This is a genomic window from Pseudomonas sp. R11F (assembly GCF_050312575.1).
Classification (GTDB): Bacteria; Pseudomonadota; Gammaproteobacteria; order Pseudomonadales; family Pseudomonadaceae; genus Aquipseudomonas; species Aquipseudomonas palleroniana.
The window spans coordinates 58741-83342 of record NZ_JBNPJU010000063.1 but is presented as its reverse complement, the minus strand read 5'-3'; the positions used below and the strand labels follow the sequence as shown (position 1 = coordinate 83342).

General features: G+C 62.9%; 23 protein-coding genes. 7 read left to right on the top strand and 16 right to left on the bottom strand.

The window, feature by feature from the left end; all coding sequences use genetic code 11:
* Positions 1–37: 37 nt before the first annotated feature.
* The 9 genes from ACQRBV_RS18060 to pedF all read right to left on the bottom strand — a co-directional run bounded on the left by ACQRBV_RS18060 (position 38) and on the right by pedF (position 9655).
* Positions 38–1408: an ATP-binding response regulator gene (locus ACQRBV_RS18060; protein ID WP_060756784.1), complete on the bottom strand. Its 1371-nt coding sequence runs from the start codon at positions 1406–1408 to the stop codon at positions 38–40.
* Positions 1392–2555 (bottom strand): alcohol dehydrogenase-like regulatory protein ErcA, encoded by a 1164-nt coding sequence (gene ercA, locus ACQRBV_RS18055; RefSeq protein WP_104994217.1) that lies wholly within the window; start codon positions 2553–2555, stop codon positions 1392–1394. Before ercA ends, ACQRBV_RS18060 begins: the two co-directional genes overlap by 17 nt.
* Before the next feature lie 126 nt (positions 2556–2681).
* On the bottom strand, positions 2682–2753 hold the full coding sequence (gene pqqA / locus ACQRBV_RS18050) for a pyrroloquinoline quinone precursor peptide PqqA (protein WP_010209364.1): 72 nt from the start codon (positions 2751–2753) through the stop codon (positions 2682–2684).
* Positions 2754–3079: 326 nt separating this feature from the next.
* Positions 3080–4600, bottom strand: a complete 1521-nt coding sequence (gene exaC / locus ACQRBV_RS18045; protein ID WP_411985049.1) for an acetaldehyde dehydrogenase ExaC — start codon at positions 4598–4600, stop codon at positions 3080–3082.
* Between the two features lie 121 nt (positions 4601–4721).
* Entirely contained in the window at positions 4722–6497 is a 1776-nt protein-coding gene (locus tag ACQRBV_RS18040) for a PQQ-dependent methanol/ethanol family dehydrogenase (RefSeq protein WP_060756787.1), read from the bottom strand.
* Between the two features lie 107 nt (positions 6498–6604).
* On the bottom strand, positions 6605–7552 hold the full coding sequence (locus ACQRBV_RS18035) for a quinoprotein relay system zinc metallohydrolase 1 (RefSeq protein WP_060756788.1): 948 nt from the start codon (positions 7550–7552) through the stop codon (positions 6605–6607).
* Between the two features lie 16 nt (positions 7553–7568).
* Positions 7569–8318 (bottom strand): quinoprotein dehydrogenase-associated SoxYZ-like carrier, encoded by a 750-nt coding sequence (locus ACQRBV_RS18030; RefSeq protein ID WP_060756789.1) that lies wholly within the window; start codon positions 8316–8318, stop codon positions 7569–7571.
* The gene (locus tag ACQRBV_RS18025) at positions 8315–9190 is read right to left on the bottom strand and encodes a substrate-binding periplasmic protein (protein ID WP_060756790.1); all 876 of its coding nucleotides are present in this window, start codon (positions 9188–9190) and stop codon (positions 8315–8317) included. Before ACQRBV_RS18025 ends, ACQRBV_RS18030 begins: the two co-directional genes overlap by 4 nt.
* Positions 9191–9193: 3 nt before the next feature.
* Positions 9194–9655 carry a cytochrome c-550 PedF gene (pedF, locus tag ACQRBV_RS18020; protein ID WP_060756791.1) on the bottom strand — a complete coding sequence of 154 codons (462 nt, stop codon included), beginning with the start codon at positions 9653–9655 and terminating at the stop codon, positions 9194–9196.
* Positions 9656–9938: 283 nt separating this feature from the next.
* Here pedF and ACQRBV_RS18015 point away from each other — a divergent pair, with 283 nt between their 5' ends.
* The 6 genes from ACQRBV_RS18015 to ACQRBV_RS17990 all read left to right on the top strand — a co-directional run bounded on the left by ACQRBV_RS18015 (position 9939) and on the right by ACQRBV_RS17990 (position 14941).
* On the top strand, positions 9939–11111 hold the full coding sequence (locus ACQRBV_RS18015; protein WP_060756792.1) for an ABC transporter substrate-binding protein: 1173 nt from the start codon (positions 9939–9941) through the stop codon (positions 11109–11111).
* 26 nt (positions 11112–11137) lie between these two features.
* Positions 11138–12097, top strand: a complete 960-nt coding sequence (locus ACQRBV_RS18010; RefSeq protein WP_060756793.1) for a YVTN family beta-propeller repeat protein — start codon at positions 11138–11140, stop codon at positions 12095–12097.
* The gene (locus tag ACQRBV_RS18005; RefSeq protein WP_060756794.1) at positions 12094–12834 is read left to right on the top strand and encodes an ATP-binding cassette domain-containing protein; all 741 of its coding nucleotides are present in this window, start codon (positions 12094–12096) and stop codon (positions 12832–12834) included. The genes ACQRBV_RS18010 and ACQRBV_RS18005 overlap by 4 nt, the downstream gene beginning before the upstream one ends.
* Positions 12831–13622: an ABC transporter permease gene (locus ACQRBV_RS18000; protein WP_060756795.1), complete on the top strand. Its 792-nt coding sequence runs from the start codon at positions 12831–12833 to the stop codon at positions 13620–13622. The genes ACQRBV_RS18005 and ACQRBV_RS18000 overlap by 4 nt, the downstream gene beginning before the upstream one ends.
* A 99-nt stretch (positions 13623–13721) precedes the next feature.
* Positions 13722–14252, top strand: coding sequence for a PQQ-dependent catabolism-associated CXXCW motif protein (locus ACQRBV_RS17995; protein WP_411985048.1), 531 nt, complete (start codon positions 13722–13724; stop codon positions 14250–14252).
* A gap of 23 nt (positions 14253–14275) precedes the next feature.
* Positions 14276–14941 (top strand): response regulator transcription factor, encoded by a 666-nt coding sequence (locus ACQRBV_RS17990; protein WP_060756797.1) that lies wholly within the window; start codon positions 14276–14278, stop codon positions 14939–14941.
* A gap of 121 nt (positions 14942–15062) precedes the next feature.
* Here the strand turns inward: ACQRBV_RS17990 and ACQRBV_RS17985 are convergent, their stop codons facing one another.
* From ACQRBV_RS17985 to ACQRBV_RS17965, 5 genes are all read right to left on the bottom strand, one after another.
* Positions 15063–17009, bottom strand: a complete 1947-nt coding sequence (locus ACQRBV_RS17985; RefSeq protein WP_411985047.1) for a PAS domain-containing hybrid sensor histidine kinase/response regulator — start codon at positions 17007–17009, stop codon at positions 15063–15065.
* Complete coding sequence (gene nosP, locus ACQRBV_RS17980; protein ID WP_060756799.1) at positions 16951–18093, bottom strand: nitric oxide-sensing protein NosP; 1143 nt, start codon at positions 18091–18093, stop codon at positions 16951–16953. The genes ACQRBV_RS17985 and nosP overlap by 59 nt, the downstream gene beginning before the upstream one ends.
* A gap of 201 nt (positions 18094–18294) precedes the next feature.
* Positions 18295–19107, bottom strand: a complete 813-nt coding sequence (locus ACQRBV_RS17975; RefSeq protein WP_411985046.1) for a sulfite exporter TauE/SafE family protein — start codon at positions 19105–19107, stop codon at positions 18295–18297.
* Positions 19108–20352 carry an NAD(P)/FAD-dependent oxidoreductase gene (locus ACQRBV_RS17970; RefSeq protein WP_411985045.1) on the bottom strand — a complete coding sequence of 415 codons (1245 nt, stop codon included), beginning with the start codon at positions 20350–20352 and terminating at the stop codon, positions 19108–19110. It abuts the gene before it with no gap.
* 50 nt (positions 20353–20402) lie between these two features.
* Positions 20403–20738, bottom strand: a complete 336-nt coding sequence (locus ACQRBV_RS17965) for an ArsR/SmtB family transcription factor (RefSeq protein ID WP_060756802.1) — start codon at positions 20736–20738, stop codon at positions 20403–20405.
* Positions 20739–20832: 94 nt separating this feature from the next.
* On the opposite strand from ACQRBV_RS17965, the gene ACQRBV_RS17960 reads away from it, so the two are divergent.
* On the top strand, positions 20833–21696 hold the full coding sequence (locus tag ACQRBV_RS17960; RefSeq protein WP_411985044.1) for an MBL fold metallo-hydrolase: 864 nt from the start codon (positions 20833–20835) through the stop codon (positions 21694–21696).
* A 7-nt stretch (positions 21697–21703) separates the two neighbouring features.
* Here the strand turns inward: ACQRBV_RS17960 and ACQRBV_RS17955 are convergent, their stop codons facing one another.
* Both ACQRBV_RS17955 and ACQRBV_RS17950 read right to left on the bottom strand, forming a co-directional pair.
* The gene (locus ACQRBV_RS17955) at positions 21704–22921 is read right to left on the bottom strand and encodes an HD-GYP domain-containing protein (RefSeq protein WP_411985043.1); all 1218 of its coding nucleotides are present in this window, start codon (positions 22919–22921) and stop codon (positions 21704–21706) included.
* A 34-nt stretch (positions 22922–22955) separates the two neighbouring features.
* Positions 22956–24581, bottom strand: coding sequence for a methyl-accepting chemotaxis protein (locus tag ACQRBV_RS17950; RefSeq protein WP_411985042.1), 1626 nt, complete (start codon positions 24579–24581; stop codon positions 22956–22958).
* Between the last annotated feature and the right edge of the window lie 21 nt (positions 24582–24602).

Genomic DNA, 24602 nt, shown 5'->3' with positions numbered 1-24602 from the left:
CAAAGCGTCGCGTGGCGTGTTGACAGGTATCAACACCCTAGGCCAATAACTGGCTCAACACTGCGCGCAACTTGCCCGGCTTGACCGGCTTGTTCAGCAACGGCGCATCCAGCCGGCGCAACGCGCGGCGGCATTGGTCGGTGCGGTCGGCGGTAATGATCACCGCCGCAATCTTCTGCCCGAAATGCTCGCGCAGGTGCTTGACCACCTCGCACCCCAGCACCCCATGGTCCAGGTGGTAGTCCGCCAGGATCAGCTCCGGCGCCCTGCCCTGCAACGCCAGCAATGCGCCCGCCTGGTCGGTGGCGGTCAGCACTTCGCAGCCCCATTGGCCGAGCAATGCACGCATGCTGTCGAGGATGCTCACTTCGTTGTCGATCACCAGTAAACGCCGCCCCGGCAGCGGGTTGCCGGTCGTCGCTTGCACCGGCAGTTGGCTGATTGCCGCAGGCATCTCGGCGCTCATCGGCACCTCAATACTGAACATCGAACCGCGCCCCGGCCAGGACCGCACCGCCACCGGGTGGCCGAGGATCTCGGCGATCCGCTCGACAATCGCCAGGCCCAGCCCGACGCCCTTGCGGTCCGCCGCACGGCCGACGTCGAGCTGGTTGAACTCCAGGAAGATCGCCTCCAGCCGGTCCGCCGCAATACCACGCCCGGTATCCCACACCTCGAGGCGCAGGCGATCGCCCCGGCGGCGCGCGCCGAGCAGGATGCAGCCCTCATCGGTATAGCGGCAGGCATTGCTCAAGAAGTTACGCAAGATGCGCGTCAACAACCGCAAGTCGCTGCGGATCGCATAGCGGCCGGTGTGCACCCGCAGGTTCAGCCCCGACGCCTGGGCCACCGACTGAAACTCCGAAACCAGCGGCGCAAACAGCTCATCGAGCCGATACACGGCCATGTCCGGCTTGACCGCCGCCTGGTCCAGGCGCGAGATATCGAGCAAGTCAGTCAGCAGGTCCTCGGCGCCTTCCAGCGCCTGGTGCGTACGTTCCACCAGCACCTGCTCGACGCTGGGCAACTGCCGTTCGCGCAACGTGGCGATCAACAAACGGGCGGCATTCAGTGGCTGCAACAGGTCATGGCTGGCGGCGGCGAGGTATTTGTCCTTGCTGCGGTTGGCGGCTTCGGCGGCGTCGCGAGCGTCGCGCAGGTCCTGTTCGATCCGTTCGCGCTGGGCGATCTGCTGTTGCAGGTTGTGGTTGGCTTCCAGCAGCTCATCGGTACGTGCGGCGACCCGCTGCTCCAGCTCGTCGTTGAGACGGATGTAGCGCTTGCGTTCGGCCTCCAGCTCATCCAGGCGTGCAGTGAGTTCCGGGTAATGGCTCTTGCGCGCCGACTGGTCGCCAAGGCCCAGCAACCCGGCGAGGGCGCGCTGCTGGTCGTCAGAGAGCTTCGCCATAGACGACCTCGACGTCACGCTGGCTCGACTCCCGAGGGTTGGTGAGGATGCAGGGGTCGTGCATCGCATGGCGCGACAGGAACGGAATATCCGCCACACGCACCCCATGCAGGCCCAGGGTTTCGTGGAAGCCAATCGCATGTTTCAGCGCGATCAGATGGTCCACCAAGCGCCCGCAGATCTGTCGATGGTTGAGCCCCCGGCAGTCGATCCCGAACGTCTCGGCGATCACCTGGAATCGCTCCGGCGCCGAGTTGTAATTGAACGCCACCACATGCTCCACCAGCACCGCGTTGCACAGGCCATGGGGCAAATCGAGAAACCCGCCCAGGCTGTGGGACATGGCATGCACCGCGCCGAGGATCGCATTGGAAAACGCCAGCCCGGCCTGCATGCTGCCGAGCATGATCTTCTCGCGCAGGGCGATATCGCCGGGGTTGGCGATCATCTGCACCAGGTTGCCGTTGATCAGGCGCATCGCTTCCAACGCGTGAGGATCGGTGAGCGGGCCGTGGCCGGTGGAGACGAACGCTTCGATGGCATGCACCAACGCGTCAATGCCGGTACAGGCCGACAGGAACGGGTCCATGCTGGCAGTGGTTTCCGGGTCGATCAGCGACACATCCGGCACCACCGCCTTGCTGACGATGGAGAACTTCATGCGCTCCTGCTGATTGGAGATGATCACGAACTGCGAGACATCCGCCGAGGTGCCGGCGGTGGTCGGAATCAGGATCAGCGGCGGGCTGGGCACGCGGAGGGTATCCACGCCTTCGAAATCTAGGATGCTACGGCCGTGGGCGACCACAATGCCGATGGCCTTGCCGCAGTCCATCGGGCTACCGCCGCCGATGGCGACAATCACGTCACAGTGGTGTTCACGGTACACCTCGGCACCGAGCATCACTTCCTCGACACGGGGGTTGGGCGAGACGGCGCTGTACAGGCAGTAATCGATGCCGAGCGCTTGCAGGCTGGCTTCGACATCGGCCACCCAACCGGCGGCAATCACGCCGGGGTCGCTGACCACCAGCACCTTGCGTGCGCCGAAGGTCTTGGCGTAATTACCGACGTTGTGCCGGCAGCCGGCACCAAAGATGATTTCAGGAGAAACGAATTTACGCAGCGGGCTCAGAGTCTGGCTCATGGGTAAGCCTGTTTTTATTATTCTGGAAGATGCGCTCCACACTAACCCATCCGGCTGCGATTGCAATCAGACCAAAGGGGCATCCTCCACACAGCACCGGCCAGCACAAGGCTGGCCGGCGGTGAATCAACGGCTGGCGAAGTACATGGTCACTTCGAAGCCGATACGCAGGTCGGTAAACGCGGGTTTAGTCCACATGGGCATGTCCTCTTGTTGTGCCGGAAGATCCCGGTGGGGTCATTAATGCATGGGGGGTGTGGGCGGCGAATGCTACTTTCGAAGTAGCGGCTGCAGTGCATTAGTCGCGGATGCTGGAAAATCAAAATGGGAGATGCAGAGCCCGCCATGACCCAATGCCACTACCCCGACCAATCCCAACATTGAAATACGGTCCATGTGGGAGGGGCGGTGCGACGATTCGACTTGCTCCCGATAGCAGTGTGTCAGTCAACACCTATGCCACTGACACACCGCTATCGGGAGCAAGCCCCCTCCCACCATGAATTGCATTGCAAATTTGAGGGTTAGAAGAAGCCCAGCGGATTGATGTCGTAGCTCACCAACAGGTTTTTGGTCTGCTGGTAGTGATCGAGCATCATCTTGTGGTTCTCACGCCCCACGCCCGACTTCTTGTACCCGCCAAACGCCGCATGCGCCGGGTACAGGTGATAACAGTTGGTCCACACCCGCCCGGCCTTGATCGCGCGGCCCATGCGGTAGGCGCGGTTGATGTCGCGGGTCCACAGGCCGGCGCCCAGGCCGAATTCGCTGTCGTTGGCGATCGCCAGTGCTTCGGCCTCGTCCTTGAAAGTGGTCACGCCCACCACCGGGCCGAAGATTTCCTCCTGGAACACGCGCATCTTGTTGTGCCCCTTGAGCAAGGTCGGCTGGATGTAATAGCCGCTGGACAGGTCTCCTTCCAGACGCTCGGCCGCGCCGCCGGTAAGCAGTACGGCGCCTTCTTGCTGGGCGATCTCCAGGTAGGACAGGATCTTGTCGTATTGCTGCTGCGACGCCTGGGCGCCGACCATGGTTTCGGTGTCCAGTGGGTTGCCGCGCTTGATCTTGACGATCTTCTTCATCACCTCGGCCATGAACGGCTCGTAGATCGACTCCTGCACCAACGCCCGCGACGGGCAGGTGCACACCTCGCCCTGGTTGAAGAACGCCAGCACCAGTCCTTCGGCGGCCTTTTCAATAAAGGCCGGCTCGGCGCTCATAATGTCTTCAAAGAAGATGTTCGGCGACTTGCCGCCCAGCTCGACGGTGGACGGGATGATGTTCTCGGCGGCGGCATGCATGATGTGCGCGCCCACCGGGGTGGAACCGGTGAAGGCGATCTTGGCGATGCGCTTGCTGGTGGCCAGCGCCTCCCCCGCTTCGCGTCCAAAACCCTGCACGATGTTGAGCACGCCCGGCGGCAGCAGGTCGCCGATCAGCTCGGCGAACACCATGATCGACAGCGGCGTCTGCTCGGCAGGTTTGAGCACAATGCAGTTACCGGCCGCCAATGCCGGTGCCAGTTTCCACGCGGCCATCAGCAGCGGGAAGTTCCATGGAATGATCTGCCCGACCACGCCCAGCGGCTCGTGGAAGTGATAGGCCGCAGTGTGCTCGTTGATCTCGGCGGCGCCGCCTTCCTGGGCGCGGATGCAACCGGCGAAGTAACGGAAGTGGTCGGCGGCCAGGGGCACGTCGGCGTTGAGGGTTTCGCGCACGGCCTTACCGTTGTCCCAGGTCTCGGCCACGGCCAGCACTTCGAGGTGTTGCTCAATACGGTCGGCGATTTTCAACAGCACCAAAGCACGATCCTGGGCCGAGGTTTTGCCCCAGGCATCGGCGGCGGCGTGGGCCGCGTCCAGGGCCTTGTCGACATCGGCGGCGCTGGAGCGTGGGAATTCGGCGATCACTTCACCGGTGACCGGCGAGGTGTTGGTGAAATACTCACCCTTGAGCGGCGCGACGAACTCGCCGCCGATGTAATTGCCGTAGCGCGGCTTGAACGTGACGATAGCGCCGGGGGTGCCAGGTTGTGCGTAGATCATGATGAGGCCTCTGTCGGGGTCCGAGCCTGTCGGTCAACAGGCGATGAACCGATGGTAAAGAGCCCTCGCTGCCGGGCGAATGCGCCGTTGGCAGGAGGGCCCTGATCATTTGGTCGTAGAACTAGTGCTTGGCCACCAACTCCTTGGGGAGCTTGAAGGTCCAGAGCATGCCGCCCTGGTTGAAGTCCTTGACCCGCTTGGCCACCTCGCCGCCCCACAGCGGCACCGCGCCGCCCCAGCCGGAGAGCACCGACACGTACTGCTCGCCGTCCATCTCCCAGGTCACAGGTGAGCCGAGCACGCCGGAGCCGGTCTGGAACTCCCAGACTTTTTCCCCGGTCTTGGCGTTGAAGGCTTGCAGGAAGCCTTCCGGCGTACCGGTGAAGACCAGGTTGCCCTTGGTGGTCAGTACCCCGCCCCACAGCGGCGCGAAGTTCTTGTGGCGCCAGACTTCCTTGCCGGTTTTCGGGTCGATGGCGCGCAGCACGCCGATATAGTCTTCATTCAGCGGTTTGATGGTGAAGCCCGCGCCGAGGAACGCCGCGCCTTTCTTGTAGGCGATGCCTTCGTTCCAGATGTCCATGCCCCACTCGTTGGACGGCACGTAGAACAGCCCGGTGTCGCGGTTGTAGGCCATCGGCATCCAGTTCTTCGCCCCCAGGAACGCCGGGGCGACAAACACCGAGGTGCCTTTGGTTTCGCTGCCGGGGGCGCCGGGGCGGCTGGCTTCGTTGTAGATCGGCCGTCCGTCTTTATCCAGGCCGCTGGCCCAGGTGATCTTGTCGACAAACGGGAAGCCGCGGATGAATTTACCGTTGGTACGGTCGAGCACGTAGAAGAAGCCGTTGCGGTCGGCGGTGGCCGCCGCCTTGATTTCCTTGCCGCCTTCGCTGTAGTTGAAGGAGATCAATTCGTTGACGCCGTCAAAGTCCCACCCGTCATGCGGCGTACTCTGGAAATGCCACTTGATGCTGCCGTCATCCGGGTTCAGCGCCAGGCGCGAAGAGGAATAGAGGTTATCGCCGGGGCGCAGGTGGGAGTTCCACGGTGCCGGGTTGCCGGTGCCGAACAGCAGCAGGTTGGTCTCCGGGTCGTAGTAGCCGCCCAGCCAAGGCGCGGCGCCGCCGGTTTTCCATAGGTCACCGGGCCAGGTCTTGCCCGGCGCACCGCCGGAAATGCCGTTTTCCACGGCCTTGCCGTCCTTGTACACGTAGCCCATATGCCCTTCTACCGTGGGCCGGGTCCACAGCAGGTCGCCGTTTTTCGGGTCATATGCTTCGATCTTGCCCACCACACCGAACTCGCCACCGGCCACGCCGGTAATCAGCTTGCCGTTGATCACCAAGGGCGCGGCGCTGATGGAGTAGCCTTCCTTGTGATCGGCGACTTTTTTACTCCATACCACTTTGCCGGTGTCTTTGTTCAGCGCCACGAGTTTGGCGTCGAGCGTGCCGAAGAACACCAGGTCGCCATACAGTGCCACGCCCCGGTTGATCACGTCGCAGCACGGGCGAATGTCATCGGGCAGGCGCGCGTCGTATTGCCAGAGTTTCTTGCCGGTGCGCGCATCGACCGCGAATACCCGCGAGTAGGAGCCGGTGAGGTACATGACCCCGTCCTTGACCATCGGCTGCGCCTGCTGCCCGCGTTGTTTCTCGCCACCAAAGGAAAACGCCCAGGCCGGGCGCAGGTCTTTGACGTTGTCGACATTCAGCGTATCGAGCGGGCTGTAGCGCTGGCCCTGGACGCCCAGGCCATTGGTCACGATCTGGCCGGGGTTTTTCGGGTCCTGGAGAATATCCTGATCGGTCACGGCGGCATGGGCCTGGCCGGCCAGCAGGAGGGCACCGAGCAACACACTCAAGGCGAAGGGTTGGCGGCGTGCGGGTTGGGTCATGACGGCTACCTCTGCGGTTTTTTGTTATACCCGGGAAATTTTCCCGGTCTGCCGGCGATTCTTGAGCGCAGCGGCCGCCGTCACAATTGACCGCTGTATCGAGATTGCTAGTTCCTTAGTAGCGGGGCCGGCGTGTCGACCCGTTGCAATTGCTCGCGTTCGTAACGCGGGTACAGGTGGCTGACGCTGCGGATCAGTTCGTAGCGGTTCAGGCTGATCGCGGCGAAACGCTCGGGGATCGGGCTGCGGATCAGCTCGGCCATCTCGCTGCCCTGTGCAGCGCCGTCGCGCAGCAGCTGGTCGAGCCAGGTCAGGTAGTCGCGCATTTGCTCAAGGGGTCGCGCATCGCCGGCGACCGGGCCGTGGCCGGGCACCAGCAGGGTCCAGGGCAAGGCCTGCAGACGTTCGATATCCGCCAGCCAGGCCGCCAGCCCCGGGCTGTTGGGAGTGGTGAGCGCACGTTGGTAGAACACCAGGTCGCCGGCGAACAGCACACCGGTCTTGCTGTCGAGGATCGCCAGGTCCGCGCCGGTATGCCCGGTGAACGCCAGCAAGCGCAGATCATGGCTGCCGACGCTCAGCACACCCGGTTCGAGCACCTGGGTAGGCAGCAGCACTTCGGTACCGCGCATCCAGTCACCGACCAGGCGATAGAGGTTTTCAGCCATGCCATCGCCCTGCTCGTGGAGCAAGCGCGTGGTGTCGGCCAGGGCGCCGATCGGCACGGACTTGAACGCCTGGTTGCCCAAGGCATGGTCGGGGTGATGATGGGTCAACAGCACCTGGATCACCGGTTTGGCGGTGACGCCGGCAATCGCCTGGCGCAGCGCTTCGCCGTAGCGCCTGGACGGCCCGGTGTCGATCACTACCACGCCAGCTTCGGTGACGATGAACGCGGTGTTGACGATGTTGCCGCCATTGGCCTTGTTGAAGTTGTCGGTGCTGCCTTCCAACAGCCAAGTGTCGTCGGCAATCAGACGGGGCTTGAGCGCGTAGTCGAAATCCGCCAGCGCGGGCAGGCTCAGGCACAGGCAAAACAGCAGTATCCAGCGCATACCGCGCTCCTTGAGGTCAGGGGATGGCGGCGTCGATCTGGTTGCCGCTGTTGTCCCGCAGCAGCAGGCGCGTCGGCCCCGCCCTTTGGATGTCGAATGCCAGGTTGGGGTTTTCGCTGACCGCCGGGAACAACTCAAGCTCCGCCAGTACCTGGTCCTGAGCGTCGCGCAGTTGGGCGTGGTTGAGATAAAACTCCGGGATACCGCTGACCAGGCCATTGTCCATCGGGTGTGCCACCTGCACGCGCACGCGGCTGAACTCACCACGCGGATAGCGCCCGCCCAGCACCTCGCCGATATGCTCTTCCCAGCCTGGCTGGGTGCGCACCACACTGGGTGCGGTGCAACCGCCACCGGCCGCGTCGATCAGGGCCGAGCCGACATGCCACACGCCATCATCGGTGAGCACCGCCGCGCGCAGCGGCGTGGCTTGTTCGATACGGATGCGGATCGACAACCACGGCAATACGCCGGCCTTGGGGTGGAAGTCGACGATCTTCGGCAACGGGTTGAGTTCGGCCCAAGCCAGGATGTTCACCACGTGGCCATTGAAGGCGCGGGCGTCAATCTCCAGTGGCACCTGCCGCGCATCTTCGGCAAACGGCGGTGCCAGCAGCTTGACCCGCTCGTCGAACACGAACGGTGCATCGCCCAAGAACTGCTGCTGATAAAACGCCCACATCACCGACGGCACCGGGTCCACCTGCGTGGCGTGGGCCGCAAGCGGCAGCCAGCACGCCAACATCAGCCTCAGGCGCCAGTTCATTGGTACATCTCGGGCACTTCATAGCGCAGGCCGTAATGCTGGTAGATGGCTTGCAGCGAGCCGTCGCGGATCAAGCCTTCCAACGCCTCCTCCACGGCATAGGCCAACTGGCGGTTGCTTTCATGCACCGCCATGCCGATCTCCCAGCGTTGTTTGCCCATATTGGGGTAGGCGTTTTCAGCCAAAGCCAGTTGCGGGTCGTGGGCCTCATGCACCTGCCAATCGATTTCACCGCGCATGGCCATCACCGCGTCGACCTTCCCGGCCTTCATCGCCGCAAAGGCCTGGGGTACGCCCGGGTAATGATGGGTCTTGCCGGCGAGCATGCCGTTGAACACCGAGGTGAGGTAGAACGACGGCACGCTGTCGACTTCGACGCCGATGGGGTGCTGTTCGAATACCGCCACACTGGCGACGCTGTCCAGGCGCCGACGGTCATAGGCCACCTGCCATTGTTCGTTCTGGTAAGGGCCGAACATCACCACCTGGCCGTTTTCCAGTTCGCCCTGGTCGTTGCGCCTTTGCGCATAGTCGTGATCGTAGGGCGCACGCAGCATCAGGTCGGCCAATTGATGATGGTGCAACGGGCTGCCGCGCCAGATGTAGTCGCGCAGGTCGTCGTCGAGCTTCTCCCCGGCGGGCGCCCAGATCAGCGTCAACCGTACGCCCAGGGCCTTGGCCAGCGCCTGCGCGAGTTCCACATCGACCCCGCGCGGCGTTGTGCCCTGTTCGAAGCTGTAGGGGGCGAAGTTTTTGTACACCGCCACTTTCAGCTCACCCGCGGCGATGATCTGGTCATAGCTGCGCACCTGCGCCTGGGCGATCTGGCCGCACAGCAAGCACAGGCCCAGCAGCGCTGCGAACAGGCGCATGGCTTACTCCTCGACGCGCACGGAGTCCAGGTAAGTGCGCACCGCCCACAAAGCCTCCTGGCTCAGGTAGTCGGCCATTTTCGGCATGTACACCCGCCCGTCACGCACTGCGCCATTGCGCACGCGCTCGACAAACCACTCATCCCCCGCCTCGCCGGCGTCCAGCAGGCGCAGGTCAGGCGCGATACCACCGGACTTGGCTTCCAGCCCATGGCACGCGGCGCAGTTCTGGTTGTAGGCGGAGGCGCCGATCTCCACGGCTTTATCGTGCTCGGGCGAGGTGCGATAAGGGTTCACGGCAGCCCAGCCGTCAGCGTCGACCGCCACCCCGGCATCCTTGATCGCCGTCAGCCCTTTGGTCTCCACCGCTTGCGGCACCACATTGCCATGGGCCAGCGCGGAACCGGCAGCGATCACACCGACCAACAGCCCGGCCACGAGCAAGGCATTGCGTTTTGTTGTCATTATTTTTGCCCTCAGGATTGCACGCAAAACCTCATGGTTCGAGGTTATGGCAGGCATCTTAAAAACCCTGGGCCACGGGCCGTATGCTGCTTTGGTGGCCGCGCCCTCCTCCCTTGGTAGTAGGGCTTGTGGGGCATGTCTGAAACAGCGGCGCTGCGGGACGTCTTGCCGGCCTCGGCGGACTTGCGGGCTACTACCTTGGTACTGGCTCAGCGGTACTTTCTGCATATTTGCAGGGGGAACGGGGCTTTCTATGCTGGCGCTACCTGTCATGGAGTGCCTTATGCGCCAGCTTGCCCCCTACGCCGTGATCTGCCTGCTGGCGATGGTGTGTGCCCCTGGCAGCCAGGCCGCCGAGGCCCCGTTGCCGGTGCCCATCGGTTACCTGGGGTATCGCCTCGACCCGGGGCCGTTGCTGTCCAATGTGATCGGCGAACCCGCCGACGCCGGGCAACGCGGCGCTGAATTGGCGATCATCGACAGCAACAGCACCGGCGCCTTTCTCAACCAGCATTACAGCCTCACCAGCGCCACGGTCGACACGCCCGAGGCCCTGCTCGCCGCCGCCAAGGCCCAGCATGACCAGGGCCTGCGCCTGTTCGTGGTCAACGCCCCCGCCGCCAGCCTGCGCCAACTCAGCGCCGCATTGCCCGACAGCCTGCTGTTCAACGCCGGCAGCCCCGATGACCGCCTGCGCAGTACCGACTGCCTGGGCAACGTACTGCACAGCCTGGCGAGCCGCGCGATGCTGGCCGATGCGCTGATGCAGTTTCTGGTGGTGCGCAAATGGCAACGGGCGCTGCTGATCGTCGGCCCGACCGAGGATGACCAAGCCTATGCCGCCGCCCTGCGCCGCGCCGCCAAGCGTTTCGGCGTGCGCTGGGTCGCGGAAAAAGCCTGGCGTTTCGATAACGATCAACGCCGCAGCGCCCAGGCCGATATGCCGCTGTTCACCCAGGCGGATGACTATGACGTGGTACTGGTGGCCGACGAGCGCGGCGACTTCGGCGAATACGTGCCCTACCAGACCTGGTACCCACGCCCGGTGGCCGGCACCCAGGGCCTGACCCCCACCGGCTGGCACAAAACCGTGGAGACCTACGGCGCTGCGCAATTGCAAAAGCGCTTCGAAGCCCTGGCCGGGCGCTGGATGAACGACCGCGACTTCGCCGCCTGGATGGCGGTGCGCAGCGTCGCCAGCGCCGTCAGCAAGCTGCGTCAGGCCGACCCCATGGCGATCCGTCAATTGTTGCTGGGCGAGCAACTGCCGCTGGATGGTTTCAAGGGCCGCAAGCTCAGTTATCGCCCCTGGAATGGCCAACTGCGCCAGCCGATCCCCATCGTGCAACCGCGTGCGCTGGTCAGTACCTCGCCTCAAGAGGGTTTCCTGCACCCCTTCAACGAAATGGACAGCTTGGGCTATGACCAGCCCGAGGTGACCTGCCGCTATCCCTGAACACATAAAACAATAAGGAATCCGCCATGCGCCGCACCCTGCTTTCATGCGCCCTGCTGCTTGCCGCCGGGCACGCCGTGGCCAGCACCGCCTGGGTCTCCAACGAGAAAGACAACAGCCTGAGCCTGATCGACATGCAGACCCTGCAAGTCATCGACACGCTCAAGGTCGGCCAGCGTCCACGCGGCCTCCTGCTGTCCCATGACAATAAGCTGTTGTACATCTGCGCCAGTGACTCGGACCGGGTGCAAGTGATGGACGTGGCCACCCGCAAGATCATCAAGGAGCTACCCTCCGGCAAAGACCCCGAGCAATTTGCCCTGCACCCCAATAACCGCTGGCTGTATGTGTCCAACGAAGACGATGCACTGGTCACGGTGATCGACACCGAAACTGCCAAGGTGCTGGGCCAGATCAACGTCGGCGTCGAACCCGAAGGCATGGCGGTCAGCCCCGACGGCAAGTGGGCAGTGAACACCAGCGAAACCACGAACATGCTGCATTGGATCGACACCCGTACCCAGACGCTGGCCGACAGTACCCCGGTGGACCAGCGCCCGCGCTTTGTCGAATTCAGCCACGACGGTGCGCAGCTCTGGGCCTCGGCGGAAATCGGCGGCACCGTGACGATTCTCGACGTGGCCAGCCGTGCGATCCTCAAGACCCTGACCTTCAAGATCAAGGGCGTGCACCCGGACAAGGTGCAACCGGTGGGCATCAAGCTCAGCGCCGACGGCAAGTACGCGTTTGTCGCCCTGGGCCCGGCCAACCATGTGGCGGTGATTGACGCCAAGACGTTCGAGATCCTCGACTACCTGGTGGTCGGCCGCCGCGTCTGGCAACTGGCATTCACGCCCGATGAGAAACAGTTGCTGGCCACCAACGGCGTGAGCGGCGATGTGTCGGTGATCGATGTGGACAGCCTCAAGGTGGTCAAGTCGATCAAGGTCGGGCGCTACCCATGGGGTGTGGTGGTGACACCATGAACGCGTTGGACGTCAGCCGGCTCAGCTTCGCCTATGGCCCCCGGCAGGCGTTGCAGGCGGTGAGTTTCAGCCTGGCGCCGGGGCAGTTTGCAGCGTTGCTGGGGCCGAACGGGGCCGGCAAGTCGACCTTGATCGCCCTGCTCACGCGCTTGTACGACTTGCAGGCCGGTACGATCCGGGTGGGCGGGCATTGCCTGGCCCAGGCCCCGCGTGCGGCATTGCAGCAACTGGGGGTGGTGTTCCAGCAAAGCACCCTGGACCTGGATTTGAGCGTGGAACAGAACCTGCGTTATCACGCCGCGCTGCATGGCCTGTCGCGTCGCGAGGCGGCCGCACGGGTCGACGCCGAGCTGGCTCGCCAGGCCCTTGGCGAACGTCGCCGGGAGCGGGTGCGCGAACTCAATGGCGGCCACCGGCGCCGGGTGGAAATCGCCCGCGCATTGCTGCACGGACCGCGCCTGCTGTTGCTCGACGAAGCCAGCGTGGGCCTTGACCCGGCCAGCCGGCTGGCGCTCAACCAGCATGTGCGCAGCCTGTGCCTGGACCAGGCCATAAGCGTGTTGTGGACCACCCACCTGCTCGATGAAGTGCGCGCCGAGGATGCATTGCTGATCCTGCATCAAGGCCGCTTGGTGGCCAACGGGCAGGTCGACACGCTGATACGCGGACAAGGCGGCGACCTGGGCAGCCTGTTCGCCCGCCTGACACGCCCCACGCTGACGGGAGCTTTGGCATGAACGCTTACTGGCAATGTCTGCGCGGCATCGTGTTGCGCGAATGGCTGCGCTTTGTGCTGCAGCGCACGCGGTTTCTCAGCGCCCTGGTGCGCCCGCTGCTGTGGCTGCTCGTATTCGCCGCTGGCTTTCGCGCCGCCCTGGGGATCTCGGTGATCGAACCCTACGACACCTATATCCCCTACGAGGTGTACATCATTCCGGGGCTGGCCTGCATGATCCTGCTGTTCAACGGCATGCAGGGGTCGCTGGCGATGGTGTACGACCGCGAAATGGGCAGCATGCGCGTGCTGCTCACCAGCCCGTTGCCGCGCACGTTCCTGCTGTGCAGCAAACTGATGGCGACCGCTTTGATTTCGTTGTTGCAGGTGTATGGGTTCCTGGCGATTGCCTGGGTCTACGGTGTGCGACCGCCGGCCATGGGCCTGTTGCTGGCGTTGCCGGCGTTGCTGCTGGTGGCCCTGATGCTCAGTGCCCTGGGCCTGTTGCTGTCGAACGCGATCCGCCAGTTGGAGAACTTCGCCGGGGTGATGAATTTTGTGATTTTCCCGTTGTTCTTCCTGTCGTCGGCGCTGTACCCGCTGTGGAAGATGCGCGACTCCAGCGAGTGGCTGTATTGGTTGTGCGCAGTCAACCCGTTCACCCATGCAGTAGAACTGGTGCGTTTTGCCTTGTACGAACGCTTCGCCCCCCTGGCCCTGGCGGTGTGCCTGGGGCTGACCCTGACGTTCGCGCTGCTGGCGGTACTGACGTTCAACCCTCAGCATGCGGCCCTGCGCAAGAAAGGCTGAAAACTACTACTTTGGTACTGGTTTTCGTGTCTATCGTCGCATTCCCAAGGGCTCGGGACTGGCGTGTAATGGCGGCATAACGATAAGGACTACCCTGCCATGCTGCCCGCTCGATTGCCCCTGTTGTGCCTGTTTGTCGCCCACGCCCAGGCCGACACGCCGCTGTTTTCCGCCGACGGCATGCGCATCAGCCTGTATCGCAGCCCGACTCCCGAGCAGGTGAACGGCGCAACGACCCTCGACACGCCGGCCCTGCAAGCCCTGCTCACCCAGACCCCGCCACCGGTGTTGATCGACGTTTACCGCCGCCCCTGGCTGCAAGGCCGCTTCATTGAAGACCAGCCTCACGCCAACCTGCCCGGCAGCCACTGGCTGGCCAATACCGGCGACGGCGACCTCACGCCTGAGTGGCAGGGATATTTCGTGCGCCACTTGTACCGCTACACCGCCGGCGACCTGACACGAGCGCTGGTGTTCTATTGCCGCTCCGATTGCTGGTTGAGTTGGAACGCGGTAAAACGAGCCGCCAACCTGGGCTATACCTCTGTGTACTGGTATCGCGACGGCCTGGACGCGTGGGAAGCGGCAAACCTGCCGGTGGCAACGGCACAACCAGAACCCTTCCAATAATCAGAATAAAAAGGTGAACGGCCATGTACAAAATCCTGATTGCCGACGATCACCCGCTGTTTCGCGAAGCGATCCACAACGTCATCAGCGATGGTTTCCCCGGCAGCGACATCATGGAAACCGCCGACCTGGACAGCGCCCTCGCCCTGACCCAGGACCACGATGACCTCGACCTGATCCTGCTGGACCTGAACATGCCGGGCATGCACGGCCTCAATGGGCTGATCAACCTGCGCAACGAGTCGCCGACCATCCCGGTGGTGATCGTCTCGGCCGAGCAAGACAAGCAGATCGTGCTGCAAGCCATCACCTATGGCGCGGTGGGCTTCATCACCAAGTCTTCGCCGCGCCAGCAAATGACCGAGGCAATCCAGCAGATCCTCAACGGCAACGTATACCTGCCGTCGGACATCATCCGCACCCAGAAAAACACCGGGCAACGACGCATGCACGACAACCCGGGCTTTGCCCCGGAATTGCTGCAGGCGCTGACACGCAAGCAATTGCTGGTACTGGAGCGCATGACCAAGGGGGAGTCGAACAAGCAGATCGCCTATACCCTGGAGATTGCCGAGACCACGGTGAAGGCCCATGTGTCGGCAATCCTGCGCAAGCTGAATGTGCACAACCGCGTCCAGGCGATCCTCAGTGCCGGGGACATTGATTTCGGCTCATACCTGCGCCGCTGACCTCACCCCACGCCAGGGGTTTCTTGTAGGAGCGAGCTTGCTCGCGAAAAACTCACAGGCGCCGCGTTCATTCAGGCAACACGCGTTATCGTTGACGTTTTTTTCGCGAGCAAGCTCGCTCCTACAGGGCCGGGCCGAGCAGGTGGCTCATGGCGGTCTTGAGTTTCATGGGGCGCACAGGCTTGTGCATCAACGTGTACCCCAACTCACGGATCTGCAGCTTCAACTCATTGCTGTAGTTGGCGGTGATCATCATGGCCGGGATCGCACTGCCGCGCCGGGCGTTGATGCGGGCCACGGCGTCCACGCCGTTCTGATCGTCGTCCAGGTGGTAGTCGGCGATCAACAGGTCGGCCTCGGCGTGGTAGTTATCCACCTGCCGCGCCAGGTCCTGCTCCGACAACGCCGTGATGACCCGGCAGCCCCACCCTTCCAGTAACGTGCGCATACCGGCGCAGATCGCCGCGTCGTTATCCAGCACCCACACCCGCGCACCTTGCAGGCGCTCCAGCAACGGTTCGCTCATCGCCACCATCGGCAGCGGCCTGGGCGCGGTAGCGCTGAGCGGCACCTCCAGCGCAAACATCGAACCCTTGCCCGGCCAGGACCGGACGCTGATGCGATGGCCGAGTATCCCGGCGATCTTTTCCACGATCGCCAACCCCAGGCCCAACCCCCGGTCCTGGTCCGGGCGCTGCACATCGCCGCGCTTGAACTCCTGGAAAATCTCCTCCAGGCGCTCCTCGGCGATGCCCATGCCGCTGTCCCACACCTGGATCGACAACCGTTGCGGGTGGCGCCGGCAACCGAGCACTACGCGGCCCTTATAGGTGTAGCGAAGCGCATTGCTCAACAGGTTGCGCAAGATCCGCGCAAGCAACTGGATATCGCTGCGTACCAGCGCCGAGCAGCCGATAAAGCGCAGTTCCAACCCTTCGGCGCGGGCCAACTGGGTGTACTCGGCAGCCAGGTTGTCCAGCAGTTCACTGAGGGCAAAAGGCGCGATGTCCGCCTTGATCACGCCGGCATCCAGCTTGGAAATATCCACCAAGGTGCCCAGCAGGTTCTCCACATCTTCCAGGGAGTTGCTCACGTTACGCACCAGGGTTTCGCTGGGGCGTTCGAGCAAGGCGCTGGTAAACAGCCGAGCGGCATTGAGCGGTTGCAGCAGGTCATGGCTGACGGCGGCGAGGAATTTGGTTTTCGACAGGTTGGCCTGCTCGGCCTCCAGCTTGGCTTCGCGCAGGCGGGTCTCCATGCGCCGCCGTTCATCGATCTCCTTCAACAGCTGGTCGTTGAGTGCGGTCAGTTCCGAGGTGCGCTGGGCGACGCGCTGCTCCAGATGTTGATAGGCCTGGTGCAAGGCTTCGGCCGTGCGGCGGCGCTCGGTGATGTCGCGGATCAGCACAAAGATCCCGACCACTTCGCCCGTGGCCAACACGTTCGGCACATAGGAACGCAGCATGTAGCGTTCCTGGTTATTGATATTGGTTTCGGCGAATTCGAAGGTCACGCTCTCCCCGGCCAGGGCGCGGGCGACATACGCGTCCAGCCGCTGGCAATGCTGCTCGCTGTGCACTTCGCGCAGGCTTTGCCCGAGCATCATGCCGCGCGGCCAGCAGTACCACTCTTCATACACCTTGTTGGTGAATTCGTAGACCAGGTCGGCGTTCAGGTAGCCGATCAGGGCGGGCACGTTGTCGGTGATCAAGCGAATCCAGCGCTCGCTTTCCTGCGCCTTCTGCGCCGCGACCTGTTCGCCGCGCAAGGTTTCGGCGCGCAGCCGGGCGTTGATCAGCAAATGGTTGCTGGCCTTGAGTTCGGCCATCGCCTGGTTGAGTGCATCGGTGCGTTCGCGCACTTGCTCGGCCAACACCACCGAATGCTGGAAGGTGGTGTAAGGGCTGTTGCCCTGGGGCAGGCCCGACTCGATGCGCTCGATCAGCGCCGCATTGATGCGCGCCAGCTTGTGGTTGTCCTGTTGCAACCGGGCCACCTGGGCGAGCAGTTCAGCGTCGGCCCCGGGCAATGGCGACCCCGGTGAAGGTCTGGTTGATGTGCATGCCATTGAACTGTTCTCCGTAGGTGTTGAAGCCCATCACCCGGTGGTCACGCAGGAACGTGCCGATCGGCTCCAGGTCGCCGTTGTCTTCCAGCTCCAGGCGGCGCAGGAAGCAATCGCAGCCAATGGTCAGCAGCAGCTCGCCGAGACGCGATTGCAGGCCGTCGAACAAGGTTTCCAGGTTGGGCAGGATCGGCCCTGGTGTCATCGCGGTGAGCACGATGCCGTTTTCCACCGCGCAGTAGAAACTCAGGCTCAGGTCGTCATGCACCTGCTGGATCGCGCGCACGTAGTAATAGTCGTGGATACGTACCGCCAACGGGTGCGCAGCGAAGATGCGGTGGTCAAGGTCGGCCACCGCGACGCCGATATGGCGCGCGTACTCTTCGGCGGCGGGCTCGGCGTTGAGCTCGAACACGCGACGCGACGGGCTGTCGGCGCCGGTCACCACCAGTTTCTCGGTACGCGGCTGGATGTGGTGGGTGGTGAACACCTCGAAATCCAGCCAGGTATTGACCAGCACCACCACCGCCGCTCCGCTGTGGAAGACGCCGTTGAAGTACACGTGGGTATGCAGGAAATTGTCGTCGCCGGCCGAGCCGCCGAAGTGCGGGATATCGCCCAGGGCGGCGCTGAGGGCAGCCAGTACCATTTCTTCGCGGCTAGACAGGCCGTCGAGCAAGGTCAAGGCGAAGGTGTTGCCCTTGATCGGCGCCAGGGTGTTGCTGCGACAGCCGCCGACCAGACGCTCGACCATGTCCTGGGCGTTGATCAGGCTGAAGTGTTCCACCTGGTCGATCAGTTCGGTGGCGATGGAGAAATGCGCGTGGTTGAACCCTATCGCGGTGATGCAGTTACGGCCGTAGCCCTGGGGCGTGATCTCGCCCGCGCTGGTGCACCCGACCACGCGCACCGTGCCGAAGCATTGCTGCAAGGCATTGCCCAACGCCTGCAGATCGTACGACGCCGAGCAAAAAAACAGCACAAACCCCAGGTACGGATGCAGCAGCTGTCGCGCCAACTCTTCGGCGGCCTGCCCGGCATCCATGGCCTGGGACATGGCACTGACTACGCCTTCACTGTTGTACATCGTGTGCTCCCCCTCTGAGGCATGAGTGTACGAAGGGTCGGGGGTGGCACCTATGCTACTTGGGTACTGGGTGGGGGGATGCGATGGGATAAGGCTTGCAAGCGCGCACGCTGCCTTTGGGGGCAAAGCGCGGGTGCTTTGGGCGGGCCACGGGTGCCCGGCAAGTTGGGTGTAAGACGGGCCCGGTCGCAGGCCCGCCACTCAGGACGTAAGACCGGCCTTGAACAACATGCCAACCGCGACCAGGACGCACAGGCCGGCAAAACCCACCTGCAAGGCGCGCGCCGGAACCCGCGCGCACAGGCGCCGACCGACCAGCATGCCGATGATACTGGCAGCGATGAACGCCCAGCCCAGCGGCTCTATGCGCACACCCGCGTGGAACGCGCCCGCCACACCAATCAGCGAGATCAGACTGATCACCATCAACGACGTGGCGACGATGCCGCGCATCTGCACATCGGTGAGTTGCTTGAAGGCCGGTACGATCAGAAAGCCGCCGCCCACGCCCAGCAGGCCCGACACCGCCCCGGTCACAGCGCCCAGCGCCGCTAGCGTGGCGCTGCACTTGGCGGTCCAGGCCAGGCGCCCGGTCTGTTGGTTGAGCATGCAGTTTTTCTGGCCCCAGGACGCGCTGCCATGATCACTCGGCCCGGCCGCGTTTTTTTCACGCTGCAACATGCGCCAGGCCACCAGCCCCATCAACCCGCTGAACAGCGCCATCAGCAGGTGTTCCGGTAGTTGATGGGCGAGGAACACCCCCAAGGGTGAAAACAGCCCGCCGAGCACCGCGATCAGCAACGCGGCGCGATAGCGCACCAGGCCATGGCGCAACCCATCGATCGCGCCGACGGCCGCAGCGGCGCCGACGGCGAGCAGCGATACCGGCGCGGCCTGGGTCATGCTCAAGCCCAGCCCCAGGACCAACGCCGGCACCCCGAGGATCCCGCCGCCCGCGCCGGTCAAGCCCATTACCACGCCCATCAGTAAGCCCAACACACTGGCCAGCAACATTCAGTCCACCTTGCTCAGGCGGGTCAGCCATTCACGGCCCTTGAGCATGCCGTTCCAGTAGAACCACGGCAGCAGGGTCGCCTTGAGGAACCACATCGAGCGCCGCGCCCGGGTCGGGTCGAGGGGAAAAGTCGGCAGCAGCTTGCCGCCGTAGCCGAATTCGGCCAGCACCACCTTGCCCTTCTCCACCGTCAGCGGGCAGGAACCGTAGCCGTCATATTTGAGCGGCAGCGGTGCCTGCTTGCGCAGGGCCAGCAGGTTTTCGGCGACCACCACGATTTGCTTGCGCACCGCCGCGGCGGTCTTGGCGTTGGTGGTGGAGCACACATCGCCCAGGCCGAAGATATGCGGGTAACGCAGGTGTTGCAGGCTGTGCGGGTTCACTTCGCACCAGCCGGCGGCATCGGCCAGGGCGCTGTGGCGGATAAAGTCCGGCGACACTTGCGGGGGCACCACATGCAGCAGGTCGAAGGTTTTTTCCTGGAGCGTGACGTTACCCTCGGCGTCTTTGACTTCGAACCAGGCCTTGCGGGCCGGGCCGTCGACTTTCACCAGGTTGGAATTGAACGCCAGCCGGGCGTTGTACTTTTCCACGTACTTCATCAACGGCGGAACAAAGGTCGCCACGCCGAACAACGCCGCGCCCGCCAGATTGAACTCCACCTCCAGGATGTTCAGGCGGCCCTGCTTGAGCCAGTGATCGCAGGACAGGTACATGGCCTTCTGCGGCGCACCCGCGCATTTGATCGGCATGGCCGGCTGGGTAAAGATCGCCTTGCCGCCCTTGAGTTGCTGCACCAATTGCCAGGTGTAGGCGGCATGTTCATAGCTGTAATTGGAGGTGACGCCGTTCTGGCCGAGGGTCGCTTGCAGGCCCTCGACCTTCTCCCAGGCCAGGCGCAGGCCGGGGCACACGATCAGGTTGTTCCAGGTCACGCGCTGGCCGCTGTCGAGCACCAGGGTCTGTGCGTCCGGCAGCAGTTCGGTGACGGCGGCCTGCACCCAGGTGACGCCATTGGGCAGCACGTCGGCCAGGGGGCGGCGGGTCTTTTTCACGTCATAGGCACCGCCGCCCACCAGGGTCCAGGCCGGCTGGTAGCTGTGGTGAGCGTTCGGTTCAATCAGGATGATGTTCAGCTGTGGGTCGCGCTTGAGCAGGCTGGCCAGCAGGCCGATGCCTGCCGAGCCGCCGCCGATGACTACGATATCGCCACTGATGGTTGGGCCACAGTGTTGGTCATTCATGGTCGATCGCCTTCTTGTTGCATGCACACAAGGGTCGCTGCCGGATGGCGTCACGCCCAGCTTTTCATGACCGCGCCGCAGTACAGCCCGGACAGGGTTTTCATCACTTGAATCACTTCGTGGCTGGCCAGGCCGTAGAAAATGTATTTGCCTTCCCGACGGGTAGCGACCAGCCCTTCATCACGCAGGATGCCCAACTGTTGCGACAGGGTGGGCTGGCGTACGCCGGTCATGGTTTCCAGCTCACCGACGTTGCGTTCACCTTGGGTCAACTGGCAGAGAATCAACAAACGATCCTCGTTGGCCAGCGCCTTGAGCAACGTGCAGGCCTTGGACGCCGATGCACGCAACTGGGCGACTTCGCCTTCACTCAACGTAGATTCCATTTGCCTCAGGTCCTTTGTGTCACTTAAGCTCAAAACATTATGTGTAAATGTAAAGTGATTGTAATCACTTTTTTCAGCATCAGGGACAGCCGTCATGTCAGCGTTGATTCAATCCTTTCTGGACGAGGCGTCGTCGACCTACACCTATGTCGTCTATGAAGCCGACGGCGGACCCTGCGCCATCGTCGACTCGGTGCTCAACTACGACCCCGCGTCCGGGCGCACCGATACGCGCCAGGCGGACAAAGTGATCAGCTTTGTACGGGAACACCACCTGCAGGTGCAGTGGCTGCTGGAAACCCATGCCCACGCCGATCACCTGTCCGCCGCGCCCTACCTGCGCCGGACCTTGGGCGGCAAGATCGCCATCGGCCAGTGCATCAGCAAAGTACAGGGCGTGTTCAAGAACCTGTTCAACCTGGAGCCGGAGTTTCGCGCCGATGGTTCACAGTTCGATCATCTGTTCGCGCCGGATGAAATCTTCTCTATCGGCGGGCTGAAAGCCCAGGCGCTGCATGTGCCCGGTCATACACCGGCCGATATGGCTTACCTGATCGACGAGCGCCTGATCCTGGTGGGCGACACCCTGTTCATGCCCGACGTGGGCACCGCCCGCTGCGACTTCCCTGGCGGCGATGCGCGGCAGTTGTATGCGTCGATGCGCAAGCTGTTGGCCTACCCAGCGGATACCCAACTGTATGTATGCCACGACTATCCGCCTGCCGGTCGGGAGGCCAAGTGCCTGACAACCGTGGCGGAACAACGCGCTGGGAATATCCATGTGCATGACGGCGTGGATGAAGCGGCGTTTGTAGCCATGCGCACCCAGCGCGATGCCGGGCTGGGCATGCCGACGCTGCTGTTGCCGGCGATCCAGGTGAATGTGCGGGCGGGCAACCTGCCGCCCGCAGAAGATAACGGTGTGGTGTACCTGAAGATTCCACTCAACCAGCTCTGACGCGCACTTACTCGAAGTACGACGCTCGGGAGGGTGCGAGCCCCGACCACAATTCGTCGACATGCTTGAAGCCCCAGTCTTCGGCGTTTTCACGGCCGATGATCTTGTCCGGTTGCTCAGCCAGGTTGACCACCGACTGAGGAATCGGCAAGCGTGAACGCACCGAAAAAAACACTTTGACCTTGGGCGCCAGCAGCGACTTGGGGCTTTGTTCGACCACCACGCCAATGCGACCACTTTCCAGGCGCACCAAGGCGCCAACGGGGTAAATGCCTACGCACCGAACAAACGCCTGGAACACCCGCGCATCAAAATGGCCCTTCCACTCCGCCATTCTCTGGATCGCTTCGGCGGGGCCCCAGCCTTGCTTGTAAGGGCGATCAGAGGTGACCGCGTCATACACGTCACACACCGCACCCATCTGGGCGAACAGACTGATCTGGTCCTGCGCCAGCCCATTGGGGTAACCGCTGCCATCATGTTTTTCATGGTGATGCAGGCACACATCCAATACCAAGGCGCTGATCTGCGGGCATAACCGTAACATCCGAGCGCCTTCCTCCGGGTGCCGGCGTACCGTGCCGAATTCCGTCTCGGTCAATTGGGCGGGCTTGTTCAAAATATCTTCGGGAATCGCCATTTTCCCGACGTCATGAAACAACCCCGCCAGCCCCGCTTCCTGGACCAACTCGGGCGAAAGTTCCAACTGCCGCGCCAGTGCGATCATCAAGCCACTGACGGCGACGGAGTGCATGTAGGTATACTCATTGGCCTTTTTCAGGCGCACCAGGCTGAGCAAGGCATGGGGGTGACGCAGCACGGAGCGGGAGATCTCCTCCACCAGGCTCGCCACCTGAGGCACATCCACCGCCTGCCCCATGCGCAGTTCGCTGAACATACGGATGACGGCACGTTTGGCGACCGCGCACACCTTCACCGCCCGGGCTATCTCGTCCTTCATGTCCACCGCAGTCGCCACCACCGGGCGCACTATCCTTGTGTTATTGAGGGTAACCGCAGCCGGTCGAACACGTGGTGGCTCATCGCAGCCCTTGGCCGTGTCGATCCAGACCCGCTGGACCTGCGATATCAGCAAACGCTGCAGGTCCTCCTCGCGCTCCAGTAAAAAGCTGCTTCTCCAGAACCCGTGGTCGATCCATGGGCCCTCCAGCTTATGAATGTGCATGCCCAGAATTACCCGTGAGCACGGAATGCACTTCAACATTTGTCCATCCCCCAACGCCTGACTGCCCCCGCAATCAACTCACGGAGAACTTCGCCACGATCTGTTTCAGATCCACTGCCAGTCGCGACAGTTCCTGGCTGGCGATGGACGTCTGGCCGGCAGCCGACGAACTCTGGATGGACAGGTCGCGGATGCTGATCAGGTTCTGGTCAACCGAACGCGCCACTTGGGCTTGCTGTTCCGAGGCGGTCGCGATCATCAGGTTGCGTTCGTTGATGTCGGTAATGGCTTGGGTGATCTGGGTAATGGCCACGCCGGCTTCATGGGCAACCTTCAAGGAATCCACCGCCTCGTCGCGATTGAGCGCCATGGACGCCACCGCCTCGCTCGAGCAGCTCTGGATCCTGGCAATCATCTGTTCGATTTCCTGGGTCGACGTTTGCGTCCTATGGGCCAACGCCCTGACTTCGTCGGCCACGACCGCAAAGCCTCGCCCCTGCTCCCCGGCCCGTGCGGCCTCAATCGCCGCATTCAAGGCGAGCAGATTGGTTTGCTCGGCAATCGAACGGATCACTTCGACCACCCGGGCAATGTCCTGGGCCTGCTTGGCCAGCCCTTCGACTTCCACCCCGGTCTGCTGCACCGTGGAACTCAACTTTTCAATCGATGCAATGGTTTGCGTCACACGCTCCTGGCCCACCTTGGCCGAGCGCTGGGAGTCCTGCGTCGACTGGGAGGCAGACACCGCATTCCTCGCGACTTCCTCCACCGCTGCGGTCATCTCATTGACCGCCGTGGCGGCCTGATCAGTCTCCATACTCTGGCGTTCAATGCCGGCGGTGGACTCGCGAGTGATCGCACTCATTTCCTCCGCTGCCGAAGCCAACTGGCCGGACGCTTCGGATATATGCTGCAGGGTGCTTTTCAGGTTCATTTGCATGGCGGCGGTCGACTTCTGCAGGTCGGTCAATTCGTCCTTGCCGCTGATGGCAATGGCCAGGCGCAGATCACCGTCGGCGATTTTGCCGGTCGATATCAACAACTCACGCACCGGGTGGATGATGCTGCGGGTAAACAGCCGCGCGACTACCACGGTGATCAGCACCGAGCAGACCATCAGCACCCAGGTAAACAAGCGGGCGATCTCATGTTCACGGGCAGCGAATTGCACCGTCGATGTAGAGCCCTGTTCATTGATCGCTATCAACTCGTCCAGGGCCTTCTGCGCCTGAAGCCCAATCGGGCCGTTGACGTCACGCAAGTACGCCGCCATCTGCTCAGGAGAAAAGCTGGAAGCCTGGGCCAGGAATTCATCCATTTTCTGGCTGTAGCTCTTTATGTTGCTGAGCACTTCGTTGTACTTGGCCTGCTCTTCAGGGCTCGTCACCCTGGTGGCATAGCTATTGGCAACTTGCAGCGCCTCATCGCGCACGGCCTTGACCTTCTCAAGGGAAGCGGGGTCCTTGGCGCCGTATTCCATGGCATAACGGCGCAAATCGAGACGTAGCTTGTAAAAAGCGGTGTCAATCTGGCCCGCCAGGCGAATGCTGGGAAGCCAGTTGGTATCTATTTCGACCGTCGACGAATACACCTGATCGACTTTTATGAGGGTCATTGCGCCTTGTATCAACAGCAGGAAACAGACCACACCGAAGCACAGTGTGGTACGAAAGTTCAGTTTCAAGGATCTCATGGACATGCGGCTCACCCTTCCCTTGGC